At 52.3% G+C, this 24,498-nt stretch carries 16 protein-coding genes; 4 read left to right on the top strand and 12 right to left on the bottom strand.

Annotated features, from left to right (window positions below):
* Nucleotides 1–137: 137 nt before the first annotated feature.
* Nucleotides 138–1,109: a Ppx/GppA phosphatase family protein gene (locus HMPREF2756_RS01215; protein ID WP_070617361.1), complete on the top strand. Its 972-nt coding sequence runs from the start codon at nt 138–140 to the stop codon at nt 1,107–1,109.
* 31 nt (nt 1,110–1,140) lie between these two features.
* Here HMPREF2756_RS01215 and rhuM read toward each other — a convergent pair whose 3' ends face one another.
* The gene (gene rhuM, locus HMPREF2756_RS01210) at nt 1,141–2,106 is read right to left on the bottom strand and encodes a virulence RhuM family protein/type II toxin-antitoxin system death-on-curing family toxin (RefSeq protein WP_070617359.1); all 966 of its coding nucleotides are present in this window, start codon (nt 2,104–2,106) and stop codon (nt 1,141–1,143) included.
* 174 nt (nt 2,107–2,280) lie between these two features.
* On the opposite strand from rhuM, the gene HMPREF2756_RS01205 reads away from it, so the two are divergent.
* The gene (locus tag HMPREF2756_RS01205) at nt 2,281–2,844 is read left to right on the top strand and encodes an SMI1/KNR4 family protein (RefSeq protein ID WP_070617358.1); all 564 of its coding nucleotides are present in this window, start codon (nt 2,281–2,283) and stop codon (nt 2,842–2,844) included.
* A gap of 225 nt (nt 2,845–3,069) precedes the next feature.
* On the opposite strand, the gene HMPREF2756_RS01200 is transcribed toward HMPREF2756_RS01205, so the two are convergent.
* From HMPREF2756_RS01200 to HMPREF2756_RS01155, 9 genes are all read right to left on the bottom strand, one after another.
* Nucleotides 3,070–4,515 (bottom strand): pentapeptide repeat-containing protein, encoded by a 1,446-nt coding sequence (locus tag HMPREF2756_RS01200; protein ID WP_246825782.1) that lies wholly within the window; start codon nt 4,513–4,515, stop codon nt 3,070–3,072.
* A 279-nt stretch (nt 4,516–4,794) separates the two neighbouring features.
* The gene (locus tag HMPREF2756_RS01195; protein WP_141747798.1) at nt 4,795–7,020 is read right to left on the bottom strand and encodes a hypothetical protein; all 2,226 of its coding nucleotides are present in this window, start codon (nt 7,018–7,020) and stop codon (nt 4,795–4,797) included.
* 74 nt (nt 7,021–7,094) lie between these two features.
* Nucleotides 7,095–8,369, bottom strand: coding sequence for a hypothetical protein (locus HMPREF2756_RS01190; RefSeq protein WP_070617357.1), 1,275 nt, complete (start codon nt 8,367–8,369; stop codon nt 7,095–7,097).
* 126 nt (nt 8,370–8,495) lie between these two features.
* Nucleotides 8,496–10,229, bottom strand: a complete 1,734-nt coding sequence (locus HMPREF2756_RS01185) for a pentapeptide repeat-containing protein (RefSeq protein WP_141747797.1) — start codon at nt 10,227–10,229, stop codon at nt 8,496–8,498.
* An 85-nt stretch (nt 10,230–10,314) separates the two neighbouring features.
* Nucleotides 10,315–11,808, bottom strand: a complete 1,494-nt coding sequence (locus HMPREF2756_RS01180; protein WP_246825781.1) for a hypothetical protein — start codon at nt 11,806–11,808, stop codon at nt 10,315–10,317.
* Between the two features lie 148 nt (nt 11,809–11,956).
* Nucleotides 11,957–13,774, bottom strand: a complete 1,818-nt coding sequence (locus HMPREF2756_RS01175) for a pentapeptide repeat-containing protein (RefSeq protein WP_070617354.1) — start codon at nt 13,772–13,774, stop codon at nt 11,957–11,959.
* A 388-nt stretch (nt 13,775–14,162) separates the two neighbouring features.
* Complete coding sequence (locus tag HMPREF2756_RS01170; protein ID WP_070617352.1) at nt 14,163–14,651, bottom strand: hypothetical protein; 489 nt, start codon at nt 14,649–14,651, stop codon at nt 14,163–14,165.
* Between the two features lie 434 nt (nt 14,652–15,085).
* Nucleotides 15,086–16,441, bottom strand: coding sequence for a hypothetical protein (locus tag HMPREF2756_RS01165; protein WP_070617350.1), 1,356 nt, complete (start codon nt 16,439–16,441; stop codon nt 15,086–15,088).
* Between the two features lie 586 nt (nt 16,442–17,027).
* Entirely contained in the window at nt 17,028–18,380 is a 1,353-nt protein-coding gene (locus HMPREF2756_RS01155) for a chloride channel protein (RefSeq protein WP_070617345.1), read from the bottom strand.
* Nucleotides 18,381–18,540: 160 nt separating this feature from the next.
* On the opposite strand from HMPREF2756_RS01155, the gene proC reads away from it, so the two are divergent.
* On the top strand, nt 18,541–19,389 hold the full coding sequence (proC, locus tag HMPREF2756_RS01150; RefSeq protein WP_070617342.1) for a pyrroline-5-carboxylate reductase: 849 nt from the start codon (nt 18,541–18,543) through the stop codon (nt 19,387–19,389).
* A gap of 90 nt (nt 19,390–19,479) precedes the next feature.
* Here proC and HMPREF2756_RS01145 read toward each other — a convergent pair whose 3' ends face one another.
* Both HMPREF2756_RS01145 and HMPREF2756_RS01140 read right to left on the bottom strand, forming a co-directional pair.
* Complete coding sequence (locus tag HMPREF2756_RS01145; RefSeq protein WP_004005437.1) at nt 19,480–20,142, bottom strand: potassium channel family protein; 663 nt, start codon at nt 20,140–20,142, stop codon at nt 19,480–19,482.
* On the bottom strand, nt 20,135–21,544 hold the full coding sequence (locus HMPREF2756_RS01140; protein ID WP_048777699.1) for a TrkH family potassium uptake protein: 1,410 nt from the start codon (nt 21,542–21,544) through the stop codon (nt 20,135–20,137). Before HMPREF2756_RS01140 ends, HMPREF2756_RS01145 begins: the two co-directional genes overlap by 8 nt.
* A gap of 425 nt (nt 21,545–21,969) precedes the next feature.
* Here HMPREF2756_RS01140 and HMPREF2756_RS01135 point away from each other — a divergent pair, with 425 nt between their 5' ends.
* Nucleotides 21,970–24,432 (top strand): ArsR/SmtB family transcription factor, encoded by a 2,463-nt coding sequence (locus tag HMPREF2756_RS01135; RefSeq protein ID WP_070617340.1) that lies wholly within the window; start codon nt 21,970–21,972, stop codon nt 24,430–24,432.
* Nucleotides 24,433–24,498 lie beyond the last annotated feature (66 nt).

Genomic DNA, 24,498 nt, shown 5'->3' with positions numbered 1-24,498 from the left:
CCTAGCCTGTGCGTCCATGTGTGACGGGCGAACCCGCGCAGACCCGGCGGTGGATTGCGCGCATCATGCGGCGACTTGTGCCACACTTAATGAAGTTGTACGTTATCCCGGCGGTGGCTGGGGGATAGGAGCGCGCCGTGCGCCTCGGTGTTCTTGATGTTGGCTCAAATACTGTTCACCTGCTGTTGCTTGACGGCCACCCGGGCGCCCGCCCCGAGCCGTATGCCTCGCATAAGATTCCGCTGCAGCTGGTGCAGTATTTGACACCGTCGGGCGATATTTCTGATGAAGGCCGCGCCGCGCTGACCGAGTTCGTGAAGTCTGCGCGCGATTTCGCCATTGAGAATAACGCCGAAGACCTGCTCGCCTTCGCGACCTCCGCTATTCGTGAGGCCGGTAATGGCGCCGAGGTTCTGCAGTATGTGCGGTTGAAGACCGGCGTGAGTTTGAGCGAGATTTCGGGCGATCAAGAGGCCGCTATCACCTATTTCGCGGTGCGCCGCTGGCAGGGGTGGGGCGCGGGGCGCATCCTGAATTTTGATATTGGGGGAGGGTCTTTCGAGTTCTCCACGGGCACGGATGCCCTGCCGGATGCTGCAATGTCGGTTCCGTTGGGCGCCGGCCGCCTGACCCGCGAGTTCTTTGATGAACAGCCGCCTTCGCCGAAGCAGACGAAGCGCTTGCGCAGGTATGTGCGCGAGCAGATTGAACCGGTGGCGCAGCGGTTGCTGGCATTTGGCGAGCCGAATATGGTGGTGGGCACCTCGAAGACGTTCCGTTCGCTGGCGCGTATTTGCGGGGCGGCACCGTATTCTGCGGAGCCGCATGTGAAGCGTGAAATGCATGTGACGGATTTGCGCCTGTGGACTCGCCGCATGGAGGCTATGGCTCCCGCCGAGCGCGCTGACCTGCCCGGTGTTTCCCGGATGCGCGCCGACCAGGTTCTCGCGGGTGCAATGGCGGCTGAGGCCGCGATGGAAACCTTTGGTATCGAAACGATGCGCGTCTGCCCTTGGGCTCTGCGCGAAGGTTTAATCTTGAGGCGCCTAGAGCATCTGGCGGAAGGTACGAGTACGCCGCTGGATCCGAAGACCTTGGTGGGGGAGTAGAGACGCACTTAGCGGGTCAGGGAAGCAGAGGCTAGTGCGCAGCCGGGCTAATGAGCCGTTCCACGAGGGCTACCATCAGGTCCTTTTCTTTCGGGTTGCTCATGGCAACCATCAGGGTCATTGCCGCTAAGGCGTTGTTGGAGACGAGCGGTGTGCCATCGGCCGAAAATAGCAAGTTATTCCGGGATAAAAACTCAATGAACAAGACTGCTGCGCTGCGTTTATTCCCATCAACCAGTGGGTGGTCTTTGACCATAAGGTACAGTAAATTCGCTGCCTTTTGTTCGGTGGTTTTGTAGAGATCCTGACCCGCGAAGCTCTGGTAGATGGTAGCGACGACCGACTTGAGCTTATCTCCGTTTTCGAGTCCGAAAAGCCTATCCTGCGGGAACTCGCTGCGTGCACGGGCAATGATTGCCTGTGCATCGGCATGCGTGAGCTGCCACACCGGCGCGTTCCCGGTGGACTCGCTGGCAGAAAGTGTGCCTTCGTCATAGTCACGCAGGGTCTGCAGGCTCGGTATATAGGCTGAGAGCACTTCACCAGTACCGGCCACGAGATGATTATCTGCCCGCGCCATGACCTCTACAATCTGCCCAAGCTGCTCAAGCCGCTGCTGGTTAATGCTGTACCCCTGCACCAGGTATTCCCTCAGGCGTTTGGTGGCCCAGATACGGAACTGCGTGGCTGTGGCTGATTTGACCCGGTATCCCACGGAGATAATGGCGTCCAGGTTGTAGTGCTCAACACTTCGCGTTACATTGCGCGTACCTTCGTGTCGAACTATCCGGAATTTCCGGATAGTTGCCTCTTTCTCCAGCTCACCGCTAGAAAATACGTTGGACAGGTGCTCGCTGATGGTACGCACATCTACATCGAATAGCTCGGCCATCTGCCGCTGGCTCAACCATACCGTCTCGCCTTCTAGACGAACATCGACGGCGGGTTGATCGGCATGTGGCTGGTAGATAATGATGGAGTTATTAAATTCGTTCATGTGACAAGAGTTACGGTGGATATGTGTTTCCATTATGGCATGAATTCAGCCGGAATTAATGGGCATAGTCCACCCATAACTTTAGGACCGCTGGAAGAGAAACAGCGTACAGCGGCTAGTACAAAGGCTCGCGCTGACCCTGTGAAACCGAAGAACCTATTTTGAGGAGTTTTTGTGCCTATCTACAAGCCTGAAGAATACCCGAGCGTAATCGAGCGTATTAAGGCTAAAGTCGCTCAGAAGAATATCGACCTGGGGCCTACCGTTTCGGAGGCAGACATTATTGCTTTTGAACGTGCCTGCAACACCCGCCTGCCGCAGGCGTACCGGCTGTTTCTGCTGGAGGTTGGTGACGGCTGGAACGACCCGGAGACGGAGAGTATCAGCGCCAGTCCCATTCACCGGCTCGCAGAGATTGAGCGCAAAGACCTTTCCCTCCCCATGACGCTCACGGACGGCTGGGTTTGGGAGGATGAGGAGGACGAAGAGCAGCTTAGCGACGAGTCTTTTGAGCGTAAGCTGGGGAACCAGGGTGTTGAGCTCATGGATGAGGGGTGCGGCATGACCTATGAGCTGATTACCGCCGGGCCGTGCGCCGGTGAGGTGTGGAGCTTCTCGGATGTGGGTGTTAGCCCCTGCTGTGAGCGTCAGGACTTCCTGGGCTGGTTTGAGCTCTGGCTAGATAGCGACGGCGACCCTAACTATTTCAAGGATTATGTCTACGAAGAAGACGAATAGTATATGCTGCAGGGGTGTTTACCGAGCCCTGCGTGAGGGCCTGGTTTTGATGTAGTTGAGGCACCTGGTGGAGGCGCTAAGTACGCCGCTGAACCCGAATGTTTTGGCAGGGGAGTAAGGGCGAGCAGCTACATAAACCGCCGGTACTTTCGCGTACTAGGGAGAGCCGTATAGTGTTGGGGGCAGCTATTAAAGAATAGCTGTCCCCAACACTATACAAGTTGATTAGCTCCCTGTATCTTCTGCTACTACGTCTTCCACTTTTACTGTGGTGACTTTCTCTCGCCATTTACGGAGCTCTTTATAAAGAGACCGCAGCATGTCTGAAAGCCTAGCTTTCTCTTCGTCATCTTTTGCCTCAAGAAGTTTATTCTTTGTTTCGTCTATTTCTTGGAACTTATCTTTAAGGTATTCTTTCTGCTCTGAAGTCAGGAATTCACAGCTAAGGGGTAAGCCTTCGGAATTTAGAATAATAGGATAACCTTTATCGGTATCTACTGTGAAATCATTATCAGGTGAGCCAAAAAGCGTGTTTTTGCAGTTTTTTTCGTTATAAAACTGAGGGGCGCAGCCAGTGAAGCGAGAAGAAATGTCGTGGTATTTACTGTAGCCGAAATATATTTCACTACAGAAAATAGACCCGCTGAAGTTAGCCCAACTCTGGTAGGTGGAGCTGCTGAAGTTAGCCCAACTCTGGTAGGTGGAGCCGATGAAGTCAGCCCCGCCCTTGTAGATGGAGTCGGTGAAGTCAGCCCAACTCTGGTAGGTGGAGCCGATGAAGTCAGCCCCGCCCTGGTAGATGGAGTCGGTGAAGTAAGCCCCGCCCTGGTAGGTGGAGCCACTGAAATTAATAGGTTTTGCGTAGTAAGAGTTCGTAAGGTCTATTGGGTAGAAGAAGGTGCTTCCCGAGAAATCATATTCAAAGTCTGACCATGCCCCCGGCGTGTTTTTGTCTGGGCCCTGTAGACGGTCGTGAATTTCTTTAATAATTCCTAGACGAACGTCTGCTTCAGAATCTAATGTGGCTTTGTCTGCATAGAATTTTTCTTTTTTACCTTTATATATTCCCTTAGGCGTGGGGCTAGGTTTAGATAACTCATCATAATGAGAAGCGAGAGTGAAGGGGGAGCGGATATAGGCGCAGAGGTTATTGATAATAACCTGTCCTTCTTTGAGTCTGTCTTCATATTTTTCTATAGACTCGTCTTCGAGCCACTCATCTATGAGACCAACTAATGTATATACCCCGCCCATACGAATAGGTGCTTTCTCATCACCTAGCTGTTCTACCGCCTTGGTGTACCGTTCTCGGCGTTCTGCCCTAACCTGTCGCCGGTGATCCTTGTCGTTTTTCTCTTTGTCTTGGTCGTTCTTGAGTTTTTCATTATTGTTTTTGCGAAATGTTTCGACAAGACCCATCACTGCGATAGCTCCACCGGTTATATAGAGGAACGCTAACCGAAGGTTGCTCTGAGCCAGTAAAACAGGGGCACTTTTATCGTTGGCTGGTTCTCTGGGAGTTTCAAAGACTCGCTGCGGAATGGATAGAGCACAGGCTAGCCCGATACTAGTGATTAGCAGAATAGCAATAGGCAGCCACCACCGTTTTACCCATAACCATACTTTGTATATTTTAGAATGCTCTTCATCGTGCTGTTTCTTATTGCTCATCGGTGAGTAGGCTCCTTACAATGAGTGCGTGTAATTACCACAGTACCGCATCTTCACATCACGTCTCAGATTTTTCTGAATTTTGACTTAAGGTTTACCTTACAAATATTTAATGAGTTTGGGTGCAGCACTTTGTGTCTTCAAGGCTATCCTTGGTCTCAGGGTAGGGATTACAGAAGGTATAGACTCCTTGACAGTCTCGAAGATTTTGGTAGGGAAGCAGGGGTGGTATACCTCAGGAGAGAAGCCTGTATAAAAGATTTGGTTTATCTCTAAATTTTAGTTAGATATAATATTCCCATTTTGTAAAGTTACAGTTGTTACATTTTTTCTCCATAAATGAAGTTCTATATTTATATTTTTTAAAATAGTAATGTATTTATCTTTATCTTGTATGTTTTTTATATATTTGAAGTCATTTCTTGCATTGTTTATTCCATTAATTATCTTACTATATTCCTCTAAATGCTTTGATGTTAAGGGATATAGGAATTTATAATATTCTAAAGCGTTGGATATATTTGGAGTATATTGACCTCCTTGAAGTGCGATATCAAAATTATTTCCCGTAGAAGAAAATAAGGTAATATGCCTATTTATCTTATCGTTTTCAGGTCGAGGGTTCGTATATGTAGGATAATCATGAATAAATCTTGGATTTTCTTTATCGGGGGCGGATCCCTGTAATTCTAAGGAACTGCAGAATACAGAACCATCAAAATAGTAGGATTCATGAAATCTAGAGTAACTAAAATCAGCTTCATCTATATAGATAGAATTACGGAAGTCAACTTGGGACTCATAGGATGATGCCCCGATTGAAGCTTTTCCATAATAAACCGATCCGCTAAAATCAGCCTTGCTTTTATATTTTGTAGATGCACCAAAATCGACTGATTTGTTATAAATCGAATCATTAAAATTTACCTCTTTCTCGTAATTAGAACATCCAAAAACAGGGGGTTCAAGATATATGGAATGGCTAAAATTGGCAGTGCCTCTGTATATTACTCCTTCATGTCGACTGCCTAACCCGTACCCATGGAAGTCTACTTGATCATAGTAGGTAGAATTGCTGAAATTTACGCTAGACTCGTAAAGAGAGTCATTAAACTTAGTTTCTGCTTTATAGGTGGATCCACCGAAGTTAGCCGAGCCTCGGTAGGTAGAGTCACTGAAGTCAACTGAATCCTGGTAGGTAGAACCGCCGAAGCTAGTCAAACCCCGGTAGACTGAGCCAACGAAGTAAGTCGATCCCTGGTAAATGGAGTCACCGAAGCTAATCCAGCCCTGATAGATTGAGTCGCTGAAGTTAGCCCATCTCTGGTAGGTGGAACCGCCAAAGCTAGCCGTATTCTGATATGTGGAACCGCTGAAGTCAGCCGTATTCTGATATATGGAACCACCGAAATTAACAGATTTAAAATAATAAGAATCTGATAGGTCTACGGGATAGAAGAACGTGCTTTCTGAGAAATCATATTCAAAATCTGACCATGTGCCTGGTGTGTCTGTCCCTGGGCCTTGTAGTCGGTAATGAATTTCTTTAATAATTCCTAGACGAACATCTGCTTCAGCTTTTAACTCTGCTTTATCTGTATAGAATTTCTGTTGGTTATCTTTATAAACCCCATCAGATGTAGGGTTATCTTCATTTAGCTCATCATATCGAGTAGCAAGAGTGAATGGGGAACGAATATAGGCGCAGAGGTTATTGATGATAACCTGTCCTTCTTTGAGTCTGTCATATTTTCTTATAGACTCTTCTTCGAGCCATTCGTCCACGAGCCCAACAAGTGTATATACGCCACCCATACGAACAGGCGCTTTCTCATCGCCTAGCTGCTCTACCGCTTTAGTATATCGTTCTCGTCGTTCTGCTTTACGGTCCTTAAAAGCATTCGCTTCAAACTGTTCCTTTTGTTGAATAAGCATATTTTCTTGATGCTCCCGAAGATTCTCAGCAGCTTCACGGTCGTTATTATTTTTTCGGCGAGTCTCGCCGAGCGCAATAAGAGCGATAAGACCACCTGTTGCTAGAAGAATTGCTTGCCGAAGCGCCGCCGCTCCACCAGAATTAACGCTACCTTCGGGTAGGCTCATAACAACAGGTAACAGGAACGCATATGAGCCACCCACTATGCCACTAGAAAGAATGCGTGCATGGAACCAGCGAGGATCATCATCTTTTTTGAAGATAGGCCACAGAATCAGCACTATATATCCGAGTGAGAGGATCCCAAGACCCCACGCAAAATAGAACTGTGCGAAATGGTCGGCACTAACAGCTGGGTTCCAACTCCACCAGTGGAGGACTTGAGGCATGAACCAGAATAAGGCTACCCACAGCGCTTCGATGATGAGGGTACTACCTACGATCTTATTAATTGGCTGGGATTTGAGCCAGCATACAAATTGCCCCTGTCTTTTCTCCTTTTGTAAAGGATCTGGCGTAGTGCTCTGTTCTAATGTAGCCTCTACATCTTCGCGTTCTTTTGGTATCAACTATCTATTCCTCATGAGTGAGTGGTGTATTCCTTTTCTACCCTACCGTAGATAGTTCGTACGCGCGGGGAAATTTAGTTGCTAAGCGGCAGGGTAGTAACGTCCTTCCGGAAGGCTCGTAGCTCTTCACTGAGCGCCTCCAATCTTTCAAAAAGCTCTCGCCGCTCCTGCGGGGCCTGTGAGTCACGAAGATAAGTTCGCGCCTCATACACCTCCCGGAACTTTGCCGCAAGATAGTCTGCCTGTTCTATAGACAGAAAACCGCATCCCAGCGGAAGACCGTCAGATCCGAGAGCTATAGAGTAGCCGCTATCCTCAACCACAAAATCATTGCTGGACGAGCCAAATAACGTTGCCCGCGTATCCTTCTTCTCAGCAACAAAACAGGGTGCGCTCTGAACAAACCGCGAAGGATACGGTTCCCCGAAAAAGTCGGTACCAAAATTCAAAGTACCGCAGAAAACAGACCCGTACAAGAAAACCTCGCCGCCAAAGACTGAATCACTCACAAAAACTGAGCCTCGGTACAGCGAGCCGTCGAACCCAGCCTCACCCCGATAAGTAGAGCTATAGAATAAAGCCTCATCGTAGTAGAGAGACTGATCGAAGAAGACCGAACCACCATAAACAGAATCGTGGAAGGAAACCTCGCCATAGTAAACAGACCAACTGAAACGCGCCGAATCATGGTACGTAGATCCGCTCCACTGGGTTTCTCCAAAATAGGTTGAGTTGTTGAAGAAAACCCAATCGTAGTACGTAGAATCGCAAAAATAGGCGCTTCGTTCATAGGTGGAACCGCTGAACTCGGCGCTGGCGTAGTACGTGCACCCGCTGAAATCAACGGAATTCTGATACCAGGAATCCTTCATATCAACCGGGTAGAAGAAAACACTATTCGAGAAATCGTACTCAAACCTAGACCACGAGCCTTCTACATAACTCCTTCTGTCACCCTGAGGAAAATGGCGCAACCGGCGGTGAATTTCCTGCAAAGCCTGCTGACGAACCTTTGCTTCTGCCAAAAGTTCTGCTCTGTGTACGGAAAACTCTTGGTGGTTCTCTCGATAGCTGCCGTGAGGGTTGGGCTTATCCTGTGAGAGCTCATCGTACCGAAATGCAAGCTCAAAAGGGGCGCGGATGTAGGCGCAGAGAACATCAACGATGCGCTGGCCCTCTAGGTGCTTTTCTTCCGCCGATAAGGATTTATCGGCGAGGTATTCATCCGCCAGCGCCACGAGTGCGTGCACAGCGCCTAGCCGTGTGTAGGAGTGCGCGGAGTCGAGCAATTCGACGGCTTTTAGGTAACGTTCCTGCCGTGAGATTTTTAAAGTTGACGTATTATTCATGAGACTAGAAATTTTTTCGTGAGGGTTAGATATATACACTCCTACACTAATCTACAACCTCTTTATTTCATGGTGAATCTCAAAATCTTGAGATATAACCCAAGAGTCCTTTTGTGTACACTTAACTTACTCGATGTCTGGACATGTGGCTGTGAGATCATCTTTCCTGCTATCCATCCACCCACATATGGATTGCAGATCTTCTAGAGACATCTTTGGGAATGAGGGTAGATTTTTTATAGAATCAAATGTTTTATGGAATAGATAGTTAATTTCTTTTTTCTGTTCTCGGGTCACAGGGGTGCATAAAGTGGGTAATTTTGATGAATTTAGAATTATGTTATAGGGGCTATCTGTGCGGGTGTGAAAAGTGTTGTATTTAGCATTAAATAATGTAGTATATTGTACATATTCGAGATCTATTGAGAATAGAGGGGGTTCGACATTATAAGTGGAAAATTCAAAATATGCAGATTTATGAAATATTGATCCATAAAAATTTGCCCAACTATTATAAGTTGATGAACCAAACCTGACTTCTTTAGCATAAGTGGACATCCTAAAATCAGAGCCTTTATGATATTTTGAATACCTGAAATTGGCATAACCAGAATACAGTGAGGAATTAAAATAAGCATTACCGTGGTAGGTTGAATATTTAAAGTTGACTGAACCAAGGTAGTATGAATTATTAAAATCTACATCATTTTTATACACTGACTCGCCGAAATCGATAAAGCCACAATAAAGTGATTTTCTAAATGCTGCTTTTCTTTCGTAATTTGATTTTTTGAAATTTCCTCCGCCGTAATATAGGGATTCGATAAAGTGTGCGTAATTCATATAAGTAGAACCTTCAAAATTTACTTCTTTGTAGTATGAAGATCCACTAAAGTCAACGCTTCCTCTATATGTAGAGTAGCTGAAATTGGTTTCTTCTTTATATATAGAGCTATTGAAGTTAACTGATTTATTATAGTGTGCCCCACTAAGGTCTACCGGATAAAAGAAATTTATTCTTGAAAAATCGTAGTCAAAATCTGACCATGCTCCTCCAAGGTTCTCATTATTGCTATCCGGGGAGCTCTGTAGATGTTCGCGAATTTTTTGTATAATACTTATGCGAACGGTTTTTTCTGCCTTGAAACCTTCTTGATCTTCGTAAAAGTTTTGGTGGTATTTATTCTCCTGGTAGCTTCCATTAGGATCATTTTGTGATAGCTCCTTATATTTTGACTCTAAAGTGAATGAAGAGCGTATGTAGGTGCATAGAACATTTATGATAACTTGGCCTTCCTCAAGCCGCTTTTGATAATCTAAGTATTTTTCTTTAAGCCACTCGTCTATAAGGTCGGTAAGAACGTGAACTCCACCTAGGCGAACGTGTGCGTTTTTGTCCCAAAGTTTTTCTACGCCATCTATATACCTTTTACGCCTATTATCCTGACGGATAATGAAAGAATATTCGGTAGATTTATGAATATTCTCTTCTAAGATTTTTATACGCATTTTTTGGGAGGTAAGGTATCTTTTTTGTTGCCTTAGATTTAACAGTAGCAACCCAAAAATTATGGCAAAGGTAATACAGATTACCGTAATCTGTAGAGATAATTGGGACTGCACTGCGGAGAGCAGCATGTCACCAGATAGATTCGACGTTGGGTACATCCATTCAGGCACAATATATATACATAATAAACTGATTATCATCATAGTAGCTATGAGAAACAATATATGTGATCTTATGGTTTTGTGACTGGTAGGAGTAGGTGTTTCCCTTACAGAGGTAGAACTTGTAGAGTTATATTTCTCTACCATAATATGGTGAGTTCCTAACGACTTGGTGATTTCTTTCTGCATTCTACCCTACCGTATCTTTCGGGTACGCCACAGGATTTTCTAGTTTCTGGTTAGTACATTCGTTGCCGTCTCGTGAACAACAAACTTAGGGAGTCTCAGGGGTCATATGCTCCCGGAACCACGCATCCCAGGCAGCCTCTGTATCGCCAGAGGATGGGGTATCCGGTGCACTCATGGGACGGTCAGCTAACCCTTCACCAACTTGAGTTGCCGAATCTCGCCACACCAGTACATCCGTGAGGAAATTCCGAAGCTTTCCGCGCAATTCCTTGCGTTCACCTGCATCTCCGGTCTGGCGCATCTCTTCTAGAATCTGCGAAAGTTGCTGCTCATGCTCGGCAAGATACTCCACTTCGGCAGACCTCATGAACCAGCAACCAAGCGGAAGCCCAGAACCTTCAGATCCCATACCGGCAAAAGTGTTCTGATCAGACCCAAAAATAGAAGCCGCATCATCCTCGTTCGTGCCTGAAACGAAGATCGGTTCTTGGACGTAATCACATGCCCTCGCATCGACTGTCTGCGCATACACAGACCCCAGATAAAGAACCGCACCGTCGTATGAAGACCCGCTAAAATCGCTCTGGTCTGCATACACGGAAAAACTGAAATCCGCATTTCCTCGATAAACAGATTGGTGGAATATTGCCGCCCCGCCATAGAAAGAGTTCTCAAAAATAGCCTGTTGCCTATAATGCGAAGAACTGAAATCACAGCCTGCACGGTACATCGAGGCACTAAAATCAGCAGAACCACTATACGAAGAACCGGTAAAACCAGACCAACCATCGAAGACAGAGTCCTTGAAGCTCGCCGCTTCACCGTAGGCGCATCCCATAAAATCGTTAGCACCGTGATAGAGCGAACCCGAAAAATCGGCATCCCCAGCGTAATACGAGCCGTTAAAAGCCGTGTCCTCATGATAATTAGAGCGACACAACAGGGCACCCTGCGCGAAGAATGAGCCACTAAACTGCACCCGTGAAAAATACGTACACCCCGCAAAATTCGCGGTCTCACCCCAGAAAGTCCGTACAAAATGAACCGGGTAAAAGAACACACTACCCGAAAAATCATATGTAAACTCAGACCAGCTCCCCGGAACAACGCAATCGTGCTCTGGGTATCCATGAGGTAACTCCGCTACACCAGCAGCCAAGGACCACCGCATATGGTCGCTGATCTTCTCGATAAGTGACTGCCGAATATGCGCCTCCTCCCGGAAAGCCGCACGGTCGGCGCTGAACTTCTCGGGCGAGTCAGCGTAAAATCCGGTTAGTTCCTCTCTGATCAACTCGTAGTAGTGTGAAGTGAGCTCAAAAGGGGAACGGATATAGGCGCAGAGAACATCTACGATGCGCTGGCCCTCCGTGTGCTTTTCTTCTTCCGATAAGGATTTATCGGCAAGGTATTCATCCGCCAGCCCCACGAGGGTATGCACCGCGCCCAGCCGCGTGTACGAGTGGGCAGAGTCAAGCAGCTCGACGGCTTTTAGATAGCGATCCTGCCGTGAGGCAGTCAGAGTTTTCTCGTCGCCGGTGGTCATGACGGGTGGCTCCTTGCGTGGTGGTTGGGGCATGCTCCTTCACCCTACCGCATCCTTGTTCGCCGCCTCCAGATTTCAGCCGCTAAAAAAGGCTCTTTATCCGAATAAAGAGGCGAAAAGTACGCTTTATTCGAATAAAGAGCCTTTTTACGCAAGACGCGCAAGAGACAGGAGAGAGACCCTAAACCCCTACCTGCTGGCGGTCTTGCTCCTGCAGCGGGATCGTCGTGATTTTCTCGCGCCAGGCGTGCAGTTCCTCAACGGTAGACTTCAGCCTGCCCGAAAGTTCCTTGGTCAGACCCAGCTTATCGGTGCTGCGCGCATCGTCGCCGTGAAGATGCTGGGTGATCTCCTGCAACTCGCCGTTTTTATACGCCAAATACTGCTGATGCTCCACAGCCAGCGGCGGGCACTCGCTCGGCAGCCCGGAGGCACCGGTATCGATAGCGTAGCCCTGCCCCAGCGAGAAGACATTCTCCGTCGGTGCGAAGAACGAAATGTACTGCGCCCACGCCTCAACATTCATGAAAGCGGGTGCCGCGCCGGTAAAGACAGAACCCTGGAAGGTTACCGCATTACCATATACGGAACCCCTAAAGAGCGCCTTGTCGGCATACGTCGAGTTCTGGAACCCCGCCAGACCGTAGTACAGCGAGCTCGTGTAATTCGCCCACTTGCTGTACACCGAACCCTGAAAATCAGCCCAACCGATATAGACAGACCGGCGGAAATACACATCGCCACCGTAACGGCAGTTATTGAAATGCACGTCGTCCGTGTAGACAGACCCGCTGAAATCCGCCCGATGATAGGTGCAGTCGCCAAAACTTGCCACCCGCGTGTACACGCAGTTATGGAAGTTCGCCTGATTATGATAAACGGAGTTGTTGAAGGTCACGGTACCGGTGTAGACGGAGTTATGGAAGTTCGCCTGATTATGGTACTCAGAGCGGCTGAAATCCACCGCGCCAAGGTACGTTGAGTTACGGAACACCGCCCAGCTGCGGTACGTGGAATTCACGAAAGTTACCGCCTCATGGTACGTAGACCCGCTAAAGTTCGCCTGATCCAGGTACAGGTTGCCGCTAAAGTCTGCGGTGCTGCGGTATACGGAATCGTTCAACGATGCCGCGCCGTGGTACGAAGACCCACTAAAGTTTGCGTGCGCCAGATAGGTAGAACCGCGGAAATCCGCCCAGTTACGGTAGATTGTGCCGCTAAAATCGGCTTCGTACATGTAGGTGCACCCGCTGAAATCAGCGGTCTTATTGAAGAAGACTCGGCTGAACTCGATGGGGTAGAAGAAGGTGCTTCCCGAAAAATCGTATTCAAAGTTCGTCCACGGGCCGTCCTGGTATCCGCCTGCATCCGAGGGGGCTCGCAGACGGTCGCGGATCTGCTGCATCAGGCCGAAACGCAGCTCAGCTTCTTCGCGCAGAAGGGCGCTCTTCGCGTGAAATGCGCCGTGCGTAAGCTCCAGGGCGTGCGGGTCAAAAATCGGCGGAGACTGAATGTACCCGCTGATCTTATTGACGATGCGCTGCCCCTCCTTATTGCGGTCTTCGTAGCTTAAAGTTTCGTCCTCAAGGCATTTATCGACGAGCGCAAGCAGGGTATAGAGACTTTTCTGCCGCGTTTTCGCCTGCTGATCCTCAAGCTGAGCGGTAGCTTGCTGGTAGATAGACTCGCGTTCTGCGCGTGTAACGCCAAAAATATCAACGCTTTTGTGGGCGACCGTCGCCACGCTTGGCCGGTTCCGGCGGGTGAATATGATGAGTGCGAGAACTGTGAGCACACCGCCGATCGCATACAGCACAAGTGAGAGAGTGGTTTGTTTGGTGAGGAATGGAATAATAATTGCGGCTATTACGCAGAGAATCGCGCATATAAGAATCGACCAGGCGATAGGTCTGGCAGTCCGCGGCTTAGAAGGTTCTAAAAGCGGCGACTCTGTAATGCCTTGTATGCGTGACTCTGCGTTGAGGCGGTGGTCGTCCATGACGGGGCTCCTTGTGGCGAGTGGGTGTCTAGTGCCGTACTTGTCGTAGAGCTAGTCTTCAGCAGGAATTTTACACCTTTAAGTTGAATCTGAGACACCCCACGCCACATAAACAGTGTTTCAATATTCCGTGACAAGGCGTTATTTTGGTAACACTGCACTTAACAGGTGAAGCTTTTACCCGCTCTTATGCGCTGTTACGCGCGAGAATATGCGGGGTATCTAAAATCCAAAAGCGAAGACCGTGTTCCCCATGCAATTTTTCGCTATCGCTTTGGTATCGCTGCGAAAAGTTTTGGACAGAGAGTGAGCACCCGACGGAAGAACGAACGTCGGGTGCTCACTAGGGAGGTGCTCTCACTGACACTGTGCGAGGGTCTGGAGGGGTCTACCCATCCCTCCGTACCGCGTGCATGTAAAACGTCAAGCACGCCACAAACTCAAGGGGCACGATTGTGAGCGTCCACAGCGCATCCAGCGCCAGGTTACCGCTCGTGAGCAGTCGGAACCACAGCGGAGAAACCGCCACACACAGTACCGCGCCTAAAGCATTGACGGACCGCACCATCCCGGTGCCCATCCGAAAATTGAAGCACACGTTCGCAACAATATGCCCCAGCGCGTATACCAGAATGAACTGCCCCATCGGGTGGAACAGTATGTGGCTCCAGTCGCTAGTCAAATCGCCATTCACCAGAAGCGCGAAGAACGTCATCACATACGGGAGTACCATAAACAGAACGCGTACCGTGTACCCCACGGATGCCAACGTATGCCTGAAGGTAACCTCACCCGAGCCACGCTGCGGGATGCCGTGCGCACGCTCAACGCCGCCTAAGGCGGTGTACGCTCCCGCAGATGCTGCTCGTGTGCTCATGATTCCCCCAAAATATGGTTCGCAAGCATGTCTGGTGTATAGGTTGAATTTCTATACTATGCCTTTGCGGCATTAAAAACCCTCATACTCAGGGATGATTTATCAAAACTTAATGTTCGTAAGCTAAATGAAACTCAGATATACACATGTTCAACCGACGGTTTGAAGGCGTTATACCGGCGAAGAAGCACGAGTGTCTAGTAAACAAGGCATGACGTCACAGTCTGTAACAAATCGGCCGATTAGGCAGGTTTTTCTAAGACTAGAAGTGTCTGCAGCCTTTTGACGGGGTACACAGGCATTTAGTCCCAAACCGTGCCAGCCGATAGTTTTCCGCCGTAGAGTCTGGCATTTTCACAAGAGTGTACACAAAAGTCGGATGCGCCAGGATCGTACCCGGCGCATCCGACCTTAGACTGTGAGAAAACGACCGCCTATTCGCGTGCTAACCTCTCGGGTTCAACGTCGTCCTTCGGCTGCTCGATGATTGACCGAGCCGAAGCAATAATCACGCTCAGAATAATATCTGCCATGATGAAGATATAGGCCCCGGCTGAAGAATCTTCACCCGACCAGCCAGCATAGACGATCGCCGTGACGATCAGCAGAATAATACCCAATCCGGCGCTAATTCCATTCAGGATGCGCATGCTCTTCGTAGACTTCGAGCGCACCGCGAAAATGCACGCCGCAATCTGCACGAGCATATACACTGCGCCGCCGTAGCCGAGCATCATGTTGAAGGTTCCGCCGCCACCAAAGCCGAAGCCATACATCACCAGGCATGCGGCAAGCAGAACGGTACGAATCGCGGTCACCGTAACAATGGTCTTGAGCTCGCGCGAACGTTTCTGCTCGGGGGTTTTCTCGGCACCTGCAGGCACCGCCCCTGTAGTTGCGGCTATCTGACCGCTTGCCGGTGCCCCGACCGATACCGCCGGGGTGTTCGCCGTAATGATCGGAATTGCGGATGCAGGCATGGTGTCTTCATACACCTTCTTAGTCCCGGTTTTCTCTGCGGGAGCCTGTGCCTCGGATGCGGCGGAGTCGGCAGGTGTACTATACCCGCGCTCTGCCCGAGCGGCAGACATCGTATCGGCGATGGACGAGAATGCGCCCTGTTCCTGGGCCTGGGCAGGAAGCTGGCGGGTCCTCACGTCTTCCGCGTCGCCAGCCTCGTCAGCGTCCGGGCGCGAGATGGACTGCGGAATGTTATCGGCAGGTTCAGCCTCCAGTGCCTCCGCGTGTGCGACGGCGGGTTCAGGAGCCTCAGAATCCTGTGGTTTCTCCGAAAGATATGAGCTTAGCGGGCCCTGCTCAGGTCGGCTCTGTACCGGCAGCTGACGGGTCTGAGTATTTTCGTGGTGAACAGCCTCGTCAGCGTCCGGGCGTGAAATGCTCTGGGGAAGCGCCTCCGCAGGGGTGTTCGTATCGATCTCAACGGCGGCGGGTTGAGCGCTCTCGGCCTCGGCAGGCTGGGGCTTTGAGGTCTGTGAGCCCCACGGTGTGGACTGGGTAGCGTGAGCGCTCTCTGCCGGGGAATCCTCGGCAGGTTTCTGAGTGGACTCTTGAGTCTTCGCGCTTTGCGGATCCTGCGCTGTCTGTGGGATCTGAGCGGGTGCATTCGGCCCAGCATCCTGAGGGGGCAGCGAGTTTTGGGCAGGTGATTCTTCCTGCACGTGCTGCACAGTCGTCGAAGTCTGAGAGCGTCGAGGATTGCTGAAAGGAGCACCTCCCTGGTGGTGCGAATCCTGTATGCGCTCAGAGGTATGAGGATTCTTATCGCTCATCGTGTCTCCCTCGGATGCTGTGGCTGGTGTTAAAGTCTGTGGGCAGGTGTTGAGCCGGTGCGGGCGGGGTGGTTTTCCGCCTAGAAAATCCAGCGGGTGCTAGGCACCGGTAAGAGCTCAGCTAAGGCGCGGTCAGCGGTATGGCTAGACTGCGAACTGGAATTTCGCGGGATAACCTCTGCAATAGTACCCAAAACGGGCACGAGTTGCCTAAACACCCCGGAAATATTGGGCTCTTTAAGGATAGCGAGAGATATCTCCAAGTCAGCGTACAACACGAAGTTACCTTGCACAACACCATATGTATAGTCGAGCTTGAGCCTGCAGTCGGATGCACGGCAGGCGCCCTCTTTCGGGTGTGTGTATAGCCCGGAAAACCCGGTGAATCTTTGCCCGCAGTACTGTAGCTATGAAACCGACGGCGGGTAGAAGAATCTGAACACACCTAAAATAGATGCACTGTAAAGTAAATCATTATAGCCGCATCCACACAAGAAACCTGTGCATGCCGCTTGTGCGACACGCGTAGAGTACGCGAAATTCCCTTACAGGCGCTCAGCCAGCCGATCTTAATGCTGGCCAGACGTTACGGTTTGCGGGATGGTTGTGTTTTGTTGCCCAGGCGCATCCACAGGTATTTGACACCCCATGCCGTGCCGACCGCTACCGCGAAAGGTGCATACGCCTGCCAGTCTTGCCCGGCGAACCCAAGAATCAGGGCGCAGGCGCTCAGCGGGGCGTTCATCGACAGGCTCAGGAAAGTGACCGCACCCAGCAGTCCGGCGGTCCCGAGAAGTTCTGATGCATGAAGCGCTCCCGCGCCCGGTTGAAGTTGAGTCAGCGTCGGGAACACGAGGATTAGAGGGCCTGTAAGCACGAAACCGCAGGCGGAACCCAAGGCTAACCCCGGTGTGAGCGTGCCTCCGTAGGCACCGTTGCGCAGGCTCGCCACCACCAGGATCGCTTTAGCTGCCAGCAGTGCAAGAGCATAGAGAAGCGCCTGGCTTAAGGCGGTCGCGTCAAGCCTGCTGGAGCTCGAAGATAAACCGGATGCGGCATCGAAAATATGCTGGGTCAGCGGGCGGCCGTTCCCCAGAATCTCCGGCAGGAAAATCGAGGTCACCGCCACCAGCGCAAGTACCAGAGGAAGCCGCCAGAGCACGTTCCGATTCGTAGTTTTGCGGCTCTCTGCGCGCTGAGACGCCGCCCGGAACCACAGCGCCAGGGGAGGGATAGCTAGACCAAGAACAACCGCGAGCAGCAGCGATTCACCGGTGGTCTGCAGCTGCGGGACGGGGTAGGTGGGCGCATCCGAAATCACCAGATGCGCGGTGCAGGTTGCCACAAGAACCAGGACCGCACCCGTGAAAATATTGCGCAGCGACAGCGCTAAACCGAGAGCCTCAAACAGGAAAACAAAACCGCCCACCGGAACCTGGTACACAGCCGCTAAACCCGCCGCCGCAGCTGAGGCTACCAACACCGGGCGCACGGTCTGCGGGATGCGCATCAGATCCGCCAGACGTCCAGCAAACAGTGCGCCCAGCTCGCGCGGGGCAACCTCTTTACCCACCGGTGCACCCGCACCCACGGCCACAATCTGAGTGAGGCTGTGCAGGGTTTGCCGTAGAAATCCCGGGCGGCGCTCCTGCGGAGTTTCGCCGCGAATCTGCGCTTTAACAGACGCCAGCTTAGTGCGCCGCTGAAGCAAAAACCAGATGATAGAGACCGCCACGCCCACCGCGATCAACACCAGCACACGTCGAACAGTATCGCTGTGATCCGTCACGATCGGATGCTCCGCCTCCGTATGCCCGAACGTGAGCTCCTGCATGATATCCAGGAGGTAGTGCAGAATAATCGCCCCGCCACCGGTAGCCGCGCCAACCAGCACGGTGCACAGCAGAAGGTGGGCACAGCGAATCAGACGTGTTTTCATCGTTTTACATTCTAGCCGCGAACCACAGCTCTTTTTTTGTACCGGAATACATACGGGGAGCCGCCGGAACCGGTGTTGGATTGTATGCTAGATAACATACCCCGTGATGCGGGCGGCATGCGCCCCGCGACACGAACGAAGCAAACAGTAAGGATCGAAGATGACCGAACATATAGCATTCCTCGGCACCGGCTCCATGAACGGTTCCATCGCTGCCGGGCTCATCGCGGGCGGATACCCCGCAGAAGCTATCCGCGCCACCGTGCGCAGTAAAAACTCCATAGACCGACTGCGCCATCAGTTAGGTCCTAACGGGCGAGACGCCGTCGTGATCGGGTGCGAGCTCAACCCTGAAGGCAACCGTGAGGCGGTCAGCGGCGCATCCGTAGTGCTGTTGGGGGTTAAACCCTACGGAATCGTCGAGCTGGCACGCGAAATTTCGCCCGACCTCACGTCGGATGCACTCGTCATTTCGGTGGCGGCAGGAGTCACCCTCGATACGCTGCAGAAGGCTCTTCCTGCGGGGCAGCCGGTGATCCGCTGCATGCCCAATACGCCCGCAAGCGTAGGCAAAGGCGTGCTGGCAATCTCGGTGAGTGAGGCAGTGACCGAGAAGCAGATTGCGCTCGCCGAGAAGATCCTAGAGACCGTAGGTATGGTAGTGCAGGTGCGAGAAGACCAGATGGATGCGGTCACCGCTGTTTCGGGGTCCGGTCCCGCCTACGGGTTCCTGCTGGCGGAGACTATGGCGAGTGCCGGTGTGAAGCTCGGTCTGGATGAAGAGACCGCGCAGAGGCTCGCATCCGCAACGATTGCGGGTGCCGGGTACCTGTTGGATAGTAACCCGGATGCCGCCGCCCTGCGCAAGGCTGTCACCAGCCCGAACGGAACCACTGAGCGCGCTATCAATACCTTTATTGACAAGGGACTTTTCGATCTCACCGAGGATGCTATGCGCGCCTGCGCCGCCCGCTCCGCTGAGCTGAGCGAACAGTACACGGCTGACTAGCCCCCGCCTCCTGCCTACCTCTCCCTACATAAAAAGAGCCTTTATTCAAATAAAGGCTCTTTTTATGTAGGGAGAAGGGGAAGCCAGAACCTACGGGCGGGCCGCGAAACGCTCGATCAGATCCACCTGCCCCGAGACAATCAGAATATCTCGGGAATGGATGCGCGTTGCCGCATCCGCATAGGTAAACTCCTCGCCAGGAGACTTAATACCCACCACAGACACCCCGTATTTTGCACGAATATCCGACTCCGCCAGGGTGAACCCGTGAGTTTCCTTTGGCGGGCGCATCTTAGCAATCGCGAAATCGTCGTCGAATTCGATATAGTCCAGCATGCGCCCCGACACCAGGTGCGCGGCGCGGCGGCCCGCGTCCGCCTCCGGGTAGACCACATGATGCGCGCCAATACGCTCTAGAATCTTGCCGTGTGAGGGGGTGATCGCCTTCGCCCAAATCCGCTCAACCCCCAGATCGACCAGGTTCGCGGTAATCAGCACGGAAGCCTCAATTGAGGTACCCACCCCCACAACCGCAGACCCGAAATCACTTGCACCCAGCTGCCTGAGCGCGTCAATATCGCGGGCATCTGCTGAGACCACGTGGGTGAGCACGCCCGTCCATTTCTGCGCAATTTCGGGGTCTTTCTCAATGGCGAGAACCTCTTTATTCTGGGCGTGAAGCTGGGCGGCGGTCGCCGAACCGAACCGTCCCAACCCAATAATCAGTACGGGGGCGTTATGGTTACTAGCCAATGACGGGCCTTTCTTCGGGGTACTTATACAGGCGACGGCGAGACCTCAGCGCCAAACCGGTGGCGGCGGTAATGGTGCCGATTCGCCCAATAAACATGAGCAGGGAGAGCACATAGATGCCCGAGGGCGGCAGTTCCGTGGAGAGTCCATTTGATAGTCCGCAGGTTGCGTAGGCGGAAATGACTTCAAAGAGCACGCGCACGAGCGGCTGGTCTGTTATCGCCAGCAGAACTCCGGTGCCCACAAGCACAATTCCGGTACTCATCATCGTCACCGAAATGGCGATGCGCAGCGCCGACACCGGGATGGTGCGCCCGAAGGTCATCACGAACTGGTCGCCGCGTGCCTCCGCAATAATTGCAAGCATAATCACGGCAATCGTGGTGACTTTCACGCCGCCTGCGGTAGATGCTGAGCCACCGCCGATAAACATGAGCACGTCGGTTATGAGGCCGGTGACCGGGCGGATATCGTTCATATCGACCAGGTTGAACCCGCCCGAGCGCGTCATGATGGAAGCGAAAATCGAGCTGAGAATTTTCTCGCCCGCGCCGTAATTGCCGATAGTACGCGGATTTGCCCATTCGGCTATGCCCCAGAGCAGGGCACCCAGCACGAACAGGATGCTCGTGGTCGTCACCGTGAGTTTGGTCGTTAGGGTCCAGTCGCGGGGGCGGAAGGGTTTCTGCTGAATCGTCATCAGCACGGGGAACCCGAGTGCCCCCAAGAACACGGCGATACTGACGGGTGCGAGCACGAAAAAATCGTGTCCATAGGGTACTAAGCCATCGGAATGCGGGGTGAACCCGGCGTTATTAAAGGACGAAATAGCGTAGAAAATACCGTGCCACAGGCTGGTGGGCAGATTCTCGCCAAGAAGTAGAAAACGCGGGGTAAGAACGAGGGCGATCGTCGATTCGATCCCGATTGAGGTATAAGCGACGGTACGAAGCACGCTGCCGACCTCACCGAGCCGCCCAATACTGAGCTCTTCCTGTGCGATAAGTTTAGAGCGCAAACCCATTTTTCGCCCGATCGCCAGGGCAAGAAGCGAGGTCATGGTCAGCGCGCCTAAACCACCAATCTGACAGGCGAGCAGAATCATAACCTGCCCGAATACTGACCACTGGGCCGCTGTTGAAACAGTCGTCAAACCGGTCACGGTCACCGCACTGGTGGCGGTGAAGAAGGCGTGGTGAAATGGCGCAGGTTCACCCGTGACCGAAGAAATCGGCAGGCTCAACGTTACGGTGAAGAAAATGATCACCAGAAAGAAGGACGCGATAGCGGTTCGCGAAGGTGAGGAGAAGACAGTCGTATCAATAAGGTTGCGCAGCTTCTCGTAGCTTCGGATATCGAAGGGGTTGAAGCGGCGAGTGACCTCTTCCTGCTCATACATCATCGGCGATGTAGACGGAACCTTGCCGATAGCGGTGGAGATGCGACCCTCAGAAAAATCGCGCACCCGTTTGCGCTGATGCGCGCGCAGACGACGTAGATAGCGTCCCACGGGTGCCTCCTTTCCGATCGTGCGCAGAGTTTGGGCGGGGTACGGTCTTGGTGGGGATGTTTAGCTTTCTCTAGTGTATCGCCCAGGCAAGCAGCTGAGCGGAACATCATAGGTATTTCTAGGGATAATGTTGGAACGGTTGTTGTGGTGCATGCACTGTGTGGGCGTGTATATGCCATAAATGGTATATAGCTAGAACGGAATATTATGAGCATTTGGTAATATAAGCGGAAAGCTTAGCGAAAAACCGCGTAGTTTCGGGCTAGAACCCATAAAACAGGTATCGAGCATACGCCGAAATATGTCATAATCGCTATATGCAATCAGACGTTTTTTCAGTGATCGCGGACCCCACCCGCCGCAATATCGTTCATCTTCTGGCTGAACAAACACGTACTGTTGGTGCCGTTGTTGAGCACTTGAACATGAGCCAACCCACTATCTCAAAGCACCTTAAGATTCTACGTGAGGCACGGGCAGTCACCGTGCTGGTCGAAGGGCAGCGCCGCCTCTATTCGCTGAACCCTGAAGTATTTGACGAGATCACCGCCTGGGTTGCCGATATACAGGCGATTGCACACAGCACGAAGGAACAGCGGGAGTCGCAGATTAAACAGGCTTCCGTGATTGAGGTTGTCGATGTTGTCGAGTCCTCAGACGATGACACAGCAAAAACCGAAAAGACTGAAGAGCCCAGCGCCGAGGCCAAGACTGAGAAAACTGCGCACGCTGGCGAGTCTGAGACCAACGAGCAAAAACAGCAAGATACAGAGCAGCGCCCTAAAGCTACCGGTAAAACAACCGATGAAACCGCTGGTGAAGCTGCCACTGCCCATGCTCAAGACGTACAAGATCGAGATAAGACCTCGGATTCGGACGCGCCCGCCCAGTCCGTTGAATCCTCGTCTGTCGTTGAGCAGCCTGAGCCGACGCCTCAGGAACGTGTATCCAAGACCCTTTCGCAGCGCAAGCGTTTCGAGGCTTTCCCGGGTTCTACCGGTTCCGCGAATGCTGGCGTGAAGCCCGGAGCGAGCCCTTCGGGCGAGCGGGATGCCGAGAAGGACTCCGGGCAGAAAGATCGCGATGGGCAGGGCGCTTCCCACGAGGCTGGCGCTCATGATTCGCACGCTGAGGGCGAATCGTCTGCTAAGAAGAAGACGACGACCGCCGCGATTGCAAAACCCGCCATTTTTGATGATGAGACACGTTCTGCCGAGAGCTCGGTAACCTCCGGTCTGGGGCCGAAGACCTCGACTAAATCCGCCGCGCGCATCGTGTCAAAACCTGCCCAGCAGGTGGCACCCGCTGCATCGGAAGAGGGTACAGAAACCGCCGGAACCGTTGAGGAAAACGAATTTATTCCCATGCGTCCTTTCACGCCCTCGGGGTCTTCCTATCAGGAGAAACCGCAGCAGTCCTATGGGTATGACGACGGAATTGATGACGGTCAGCAGGGGTTCTCGCCCGAGGCACGCGGCTTTGTTCCCCGGTCAAAGTCGCAGGATAAGACCACACAGGCGAAGCCGGAGGCAGTGAAGAGCGAGAAGACCGACAAGGGCGTGTCAGCTCAGAAGGACGTTGAACTGTCTGTGAAGAGCACCGAGTCGGCTAAGGCTCCCGTGCGTTCGCACGATACGAAACAGCCTCACGTTGAAGCACAGACTCAAGAGCGCACGCACGTCTCAGGCGCTCAGCAGCCTGCCCAGCAATCCGAGGGTGCTAAGCCCGTAAAGTCGAGCTCCGCTGAGTCTAAGCAGACCTCTCATGTAGCGAAGGCCGAAGCGCAAAAGCCCGTGAAGGACGACGCTCACGAGAGTGCTCAGGTAAAGCCTCAGAAACCCGAATCGCCTTCGCAGCAGGCTCAAACCGCTGCGAAAACAGAATCGGCTCAGGCACAATCGGTCCGTGAAGAGCTTTCTGCCCCGAAGCCGGGTTCGGAACGGGCGGCGCAGGCGCATACCGGAAAACTCGGTGCGAAAACCGAAGTGCAGGCCGCATCCCTAGAAACCCCAGCCCAGGCTGCGAAACCCGCCGAATCCCCGATGCAGGCGGCTGCATCCGAGAAGAAACCCGAGGATAAGCCCGCCGAAACCACTGCGACCAACGCACAAACCGCCACCCAGCCCGGCACATCTTCTACCGTGAGCTACGGCATCGACACTGCCGAAAAGAGCACGGAAAATGGGGAACGTGCGGTACAGGGTACTGCGCAGAAAAAGCAGACCGAGAAAGGTCAGGGGAACGCTGGCTCGCCCGAGACTAAGGAACCGGCAAAACCTGCAACGGTTAGGTCCGCCGAAGGTACCGCCTCCACAGGTGCTGCAGCAAAAACTCAGGAGCCCGAGAAAAAGCCAGCGGCTCAGATGGAAGAGTCATCGTCAACCGTTCAGGAACCGCAAAAATCAGGTGCTGAAACCCCAGCAGAAGCCGCCCCTGCCGCCGCGCAGAATATGACGCAGGCACAATCCGAAGAGGCTAAGGCCGTGGAAGCTAAACTCGCCGAGAATGCGCCGGTCAAATCAGATTCCGTGACCTTCACAGCGGTGCTGCCCGTCGTCACCCCGGAAATGAGTTCCGTGCAGGGTGCCCGTCCTCAAGAGGACGAAGAGGCAGCCGACGCCTCTGACAAGACGAAGAGCACGGCATCCGAAAAATCTGGTAAGAACGAGGAACTTCCGTACCAGACACAGACGGAATACACCTCAGCATTCGGCACTGCAGATACCCCGAAAGAACCCCCGCGCGGGCTGCTTTCACGCGTTTTCGGAAGGCGCCGGTAACATGGATATTTCACAGCATACGTCTCGTGGTGTTGTGCGGTATAGACCGCACGCGTGCACGACGGT

The organism is Rothia sp. HMSC067H10, from assembly GCF_001810635.1.
Classification (GTDB): Bacteria; Actinomycetota; Actinomycetes; order Actinomycetales; family Micrococcaceae; genus Rothia; species Rothia dentocariosa.
This window is presented reverse-complemented; position numbering and strand designations above follow the sequence as displayed.

What these genes read in the sequence shown, in the direction of transcription:
- HMPREF2756_RS01185 (WP_141747797.1), bottom strand. Translation starts at nt 10,229, where the DNA reads ATGCAGAAAGAAATCACCAAGTCGTTAGGAACTCACCATATTATGGTA.
- HMPREF2756_RS01200 (WP_246825782.1), bottom strand. Translation starts at nt 4,515, where the DNA reads ATGAGCAATAAGAAACAGCACGATGAAGAGCATTCTAAAATATACAAA.
- HMPREF2756_RS01190 (WP_070617357.1), bottom strand. Translation starts at nt 8,369, where the DNA reads ATGAATAATACGTCAACTTTAAAAATCTCACGGCAGGAACGTTACCTA.
- HMPREF2756_RS01175 (WP_070617354.1), bottom strand. Translation starts at nt 13,774, where the DNA reads ATGGACGACCACCGCCTCAACGCAGAGTCACGCATACAAGGCATTACA.
- HMPREF2756_RS01170 (WP_070617352.1), bottom strand. Translation starts at nt 14,651, where the DNA reads ATGAGCACACGAGCAGCATCTGCGGGAGCGTACACCGCCTTAGGCGGC.
- HMPREF2756_RS01140 (WP_048777699.1), bottom strand. Translation starts at nt 21,544, where the DNA reads ATGATGTATGAGCAGGAAGAGGTCACTCGCCGCTTCAACCCCTTCGAT.
- HMPREF2756_RS01135 (WP_070617340.1), top strand. Translation starts at nt 21,970, where the DNA reads ATGCAATCAGACGTTTTTTCAGTGATCGCGGACCCCACCCGCCGCAAT.
- HMPREF2756_RS01180 (WP_246825781.1), bottom strand. Translation starts at nt 11,808, where the DNA reads ATGCCCCAACCACCACGCAAGGAGCCACCCGTCATGACCACCGGCGAC.
- proC (WP_070617342.1), top strand. Translation starts at nt 18,541, where the DNA reads ATGACCGAACATATAGCATTCCTCGGCACCGGCTCCATGAACGGTTCC.
- HMPREF2756_RS01155 (WP_070617345.1), bottom strand. Translation starts at nt 18,380, where the DNA reads ATGAAAACACGTCTGATTCGCTGTGCCCACCTTCTGCTGTGCACCGTG.
- rhuM (WP_070617359.1), bottom strand. Translation starts at nt 2,106, where the DNA reads ATGAACGAATTTAATAACTCCATCATTATCTACCAGCCACATGCCGAT.
- HMPREF2756_RS01165 (WP_070617350.1), bottom strand. Translation starts at nt 16,441, where the DNA reads ATGAGCGATAAGAATCCTCATACCTCTGAGCGCATACAGGATTCGCAC.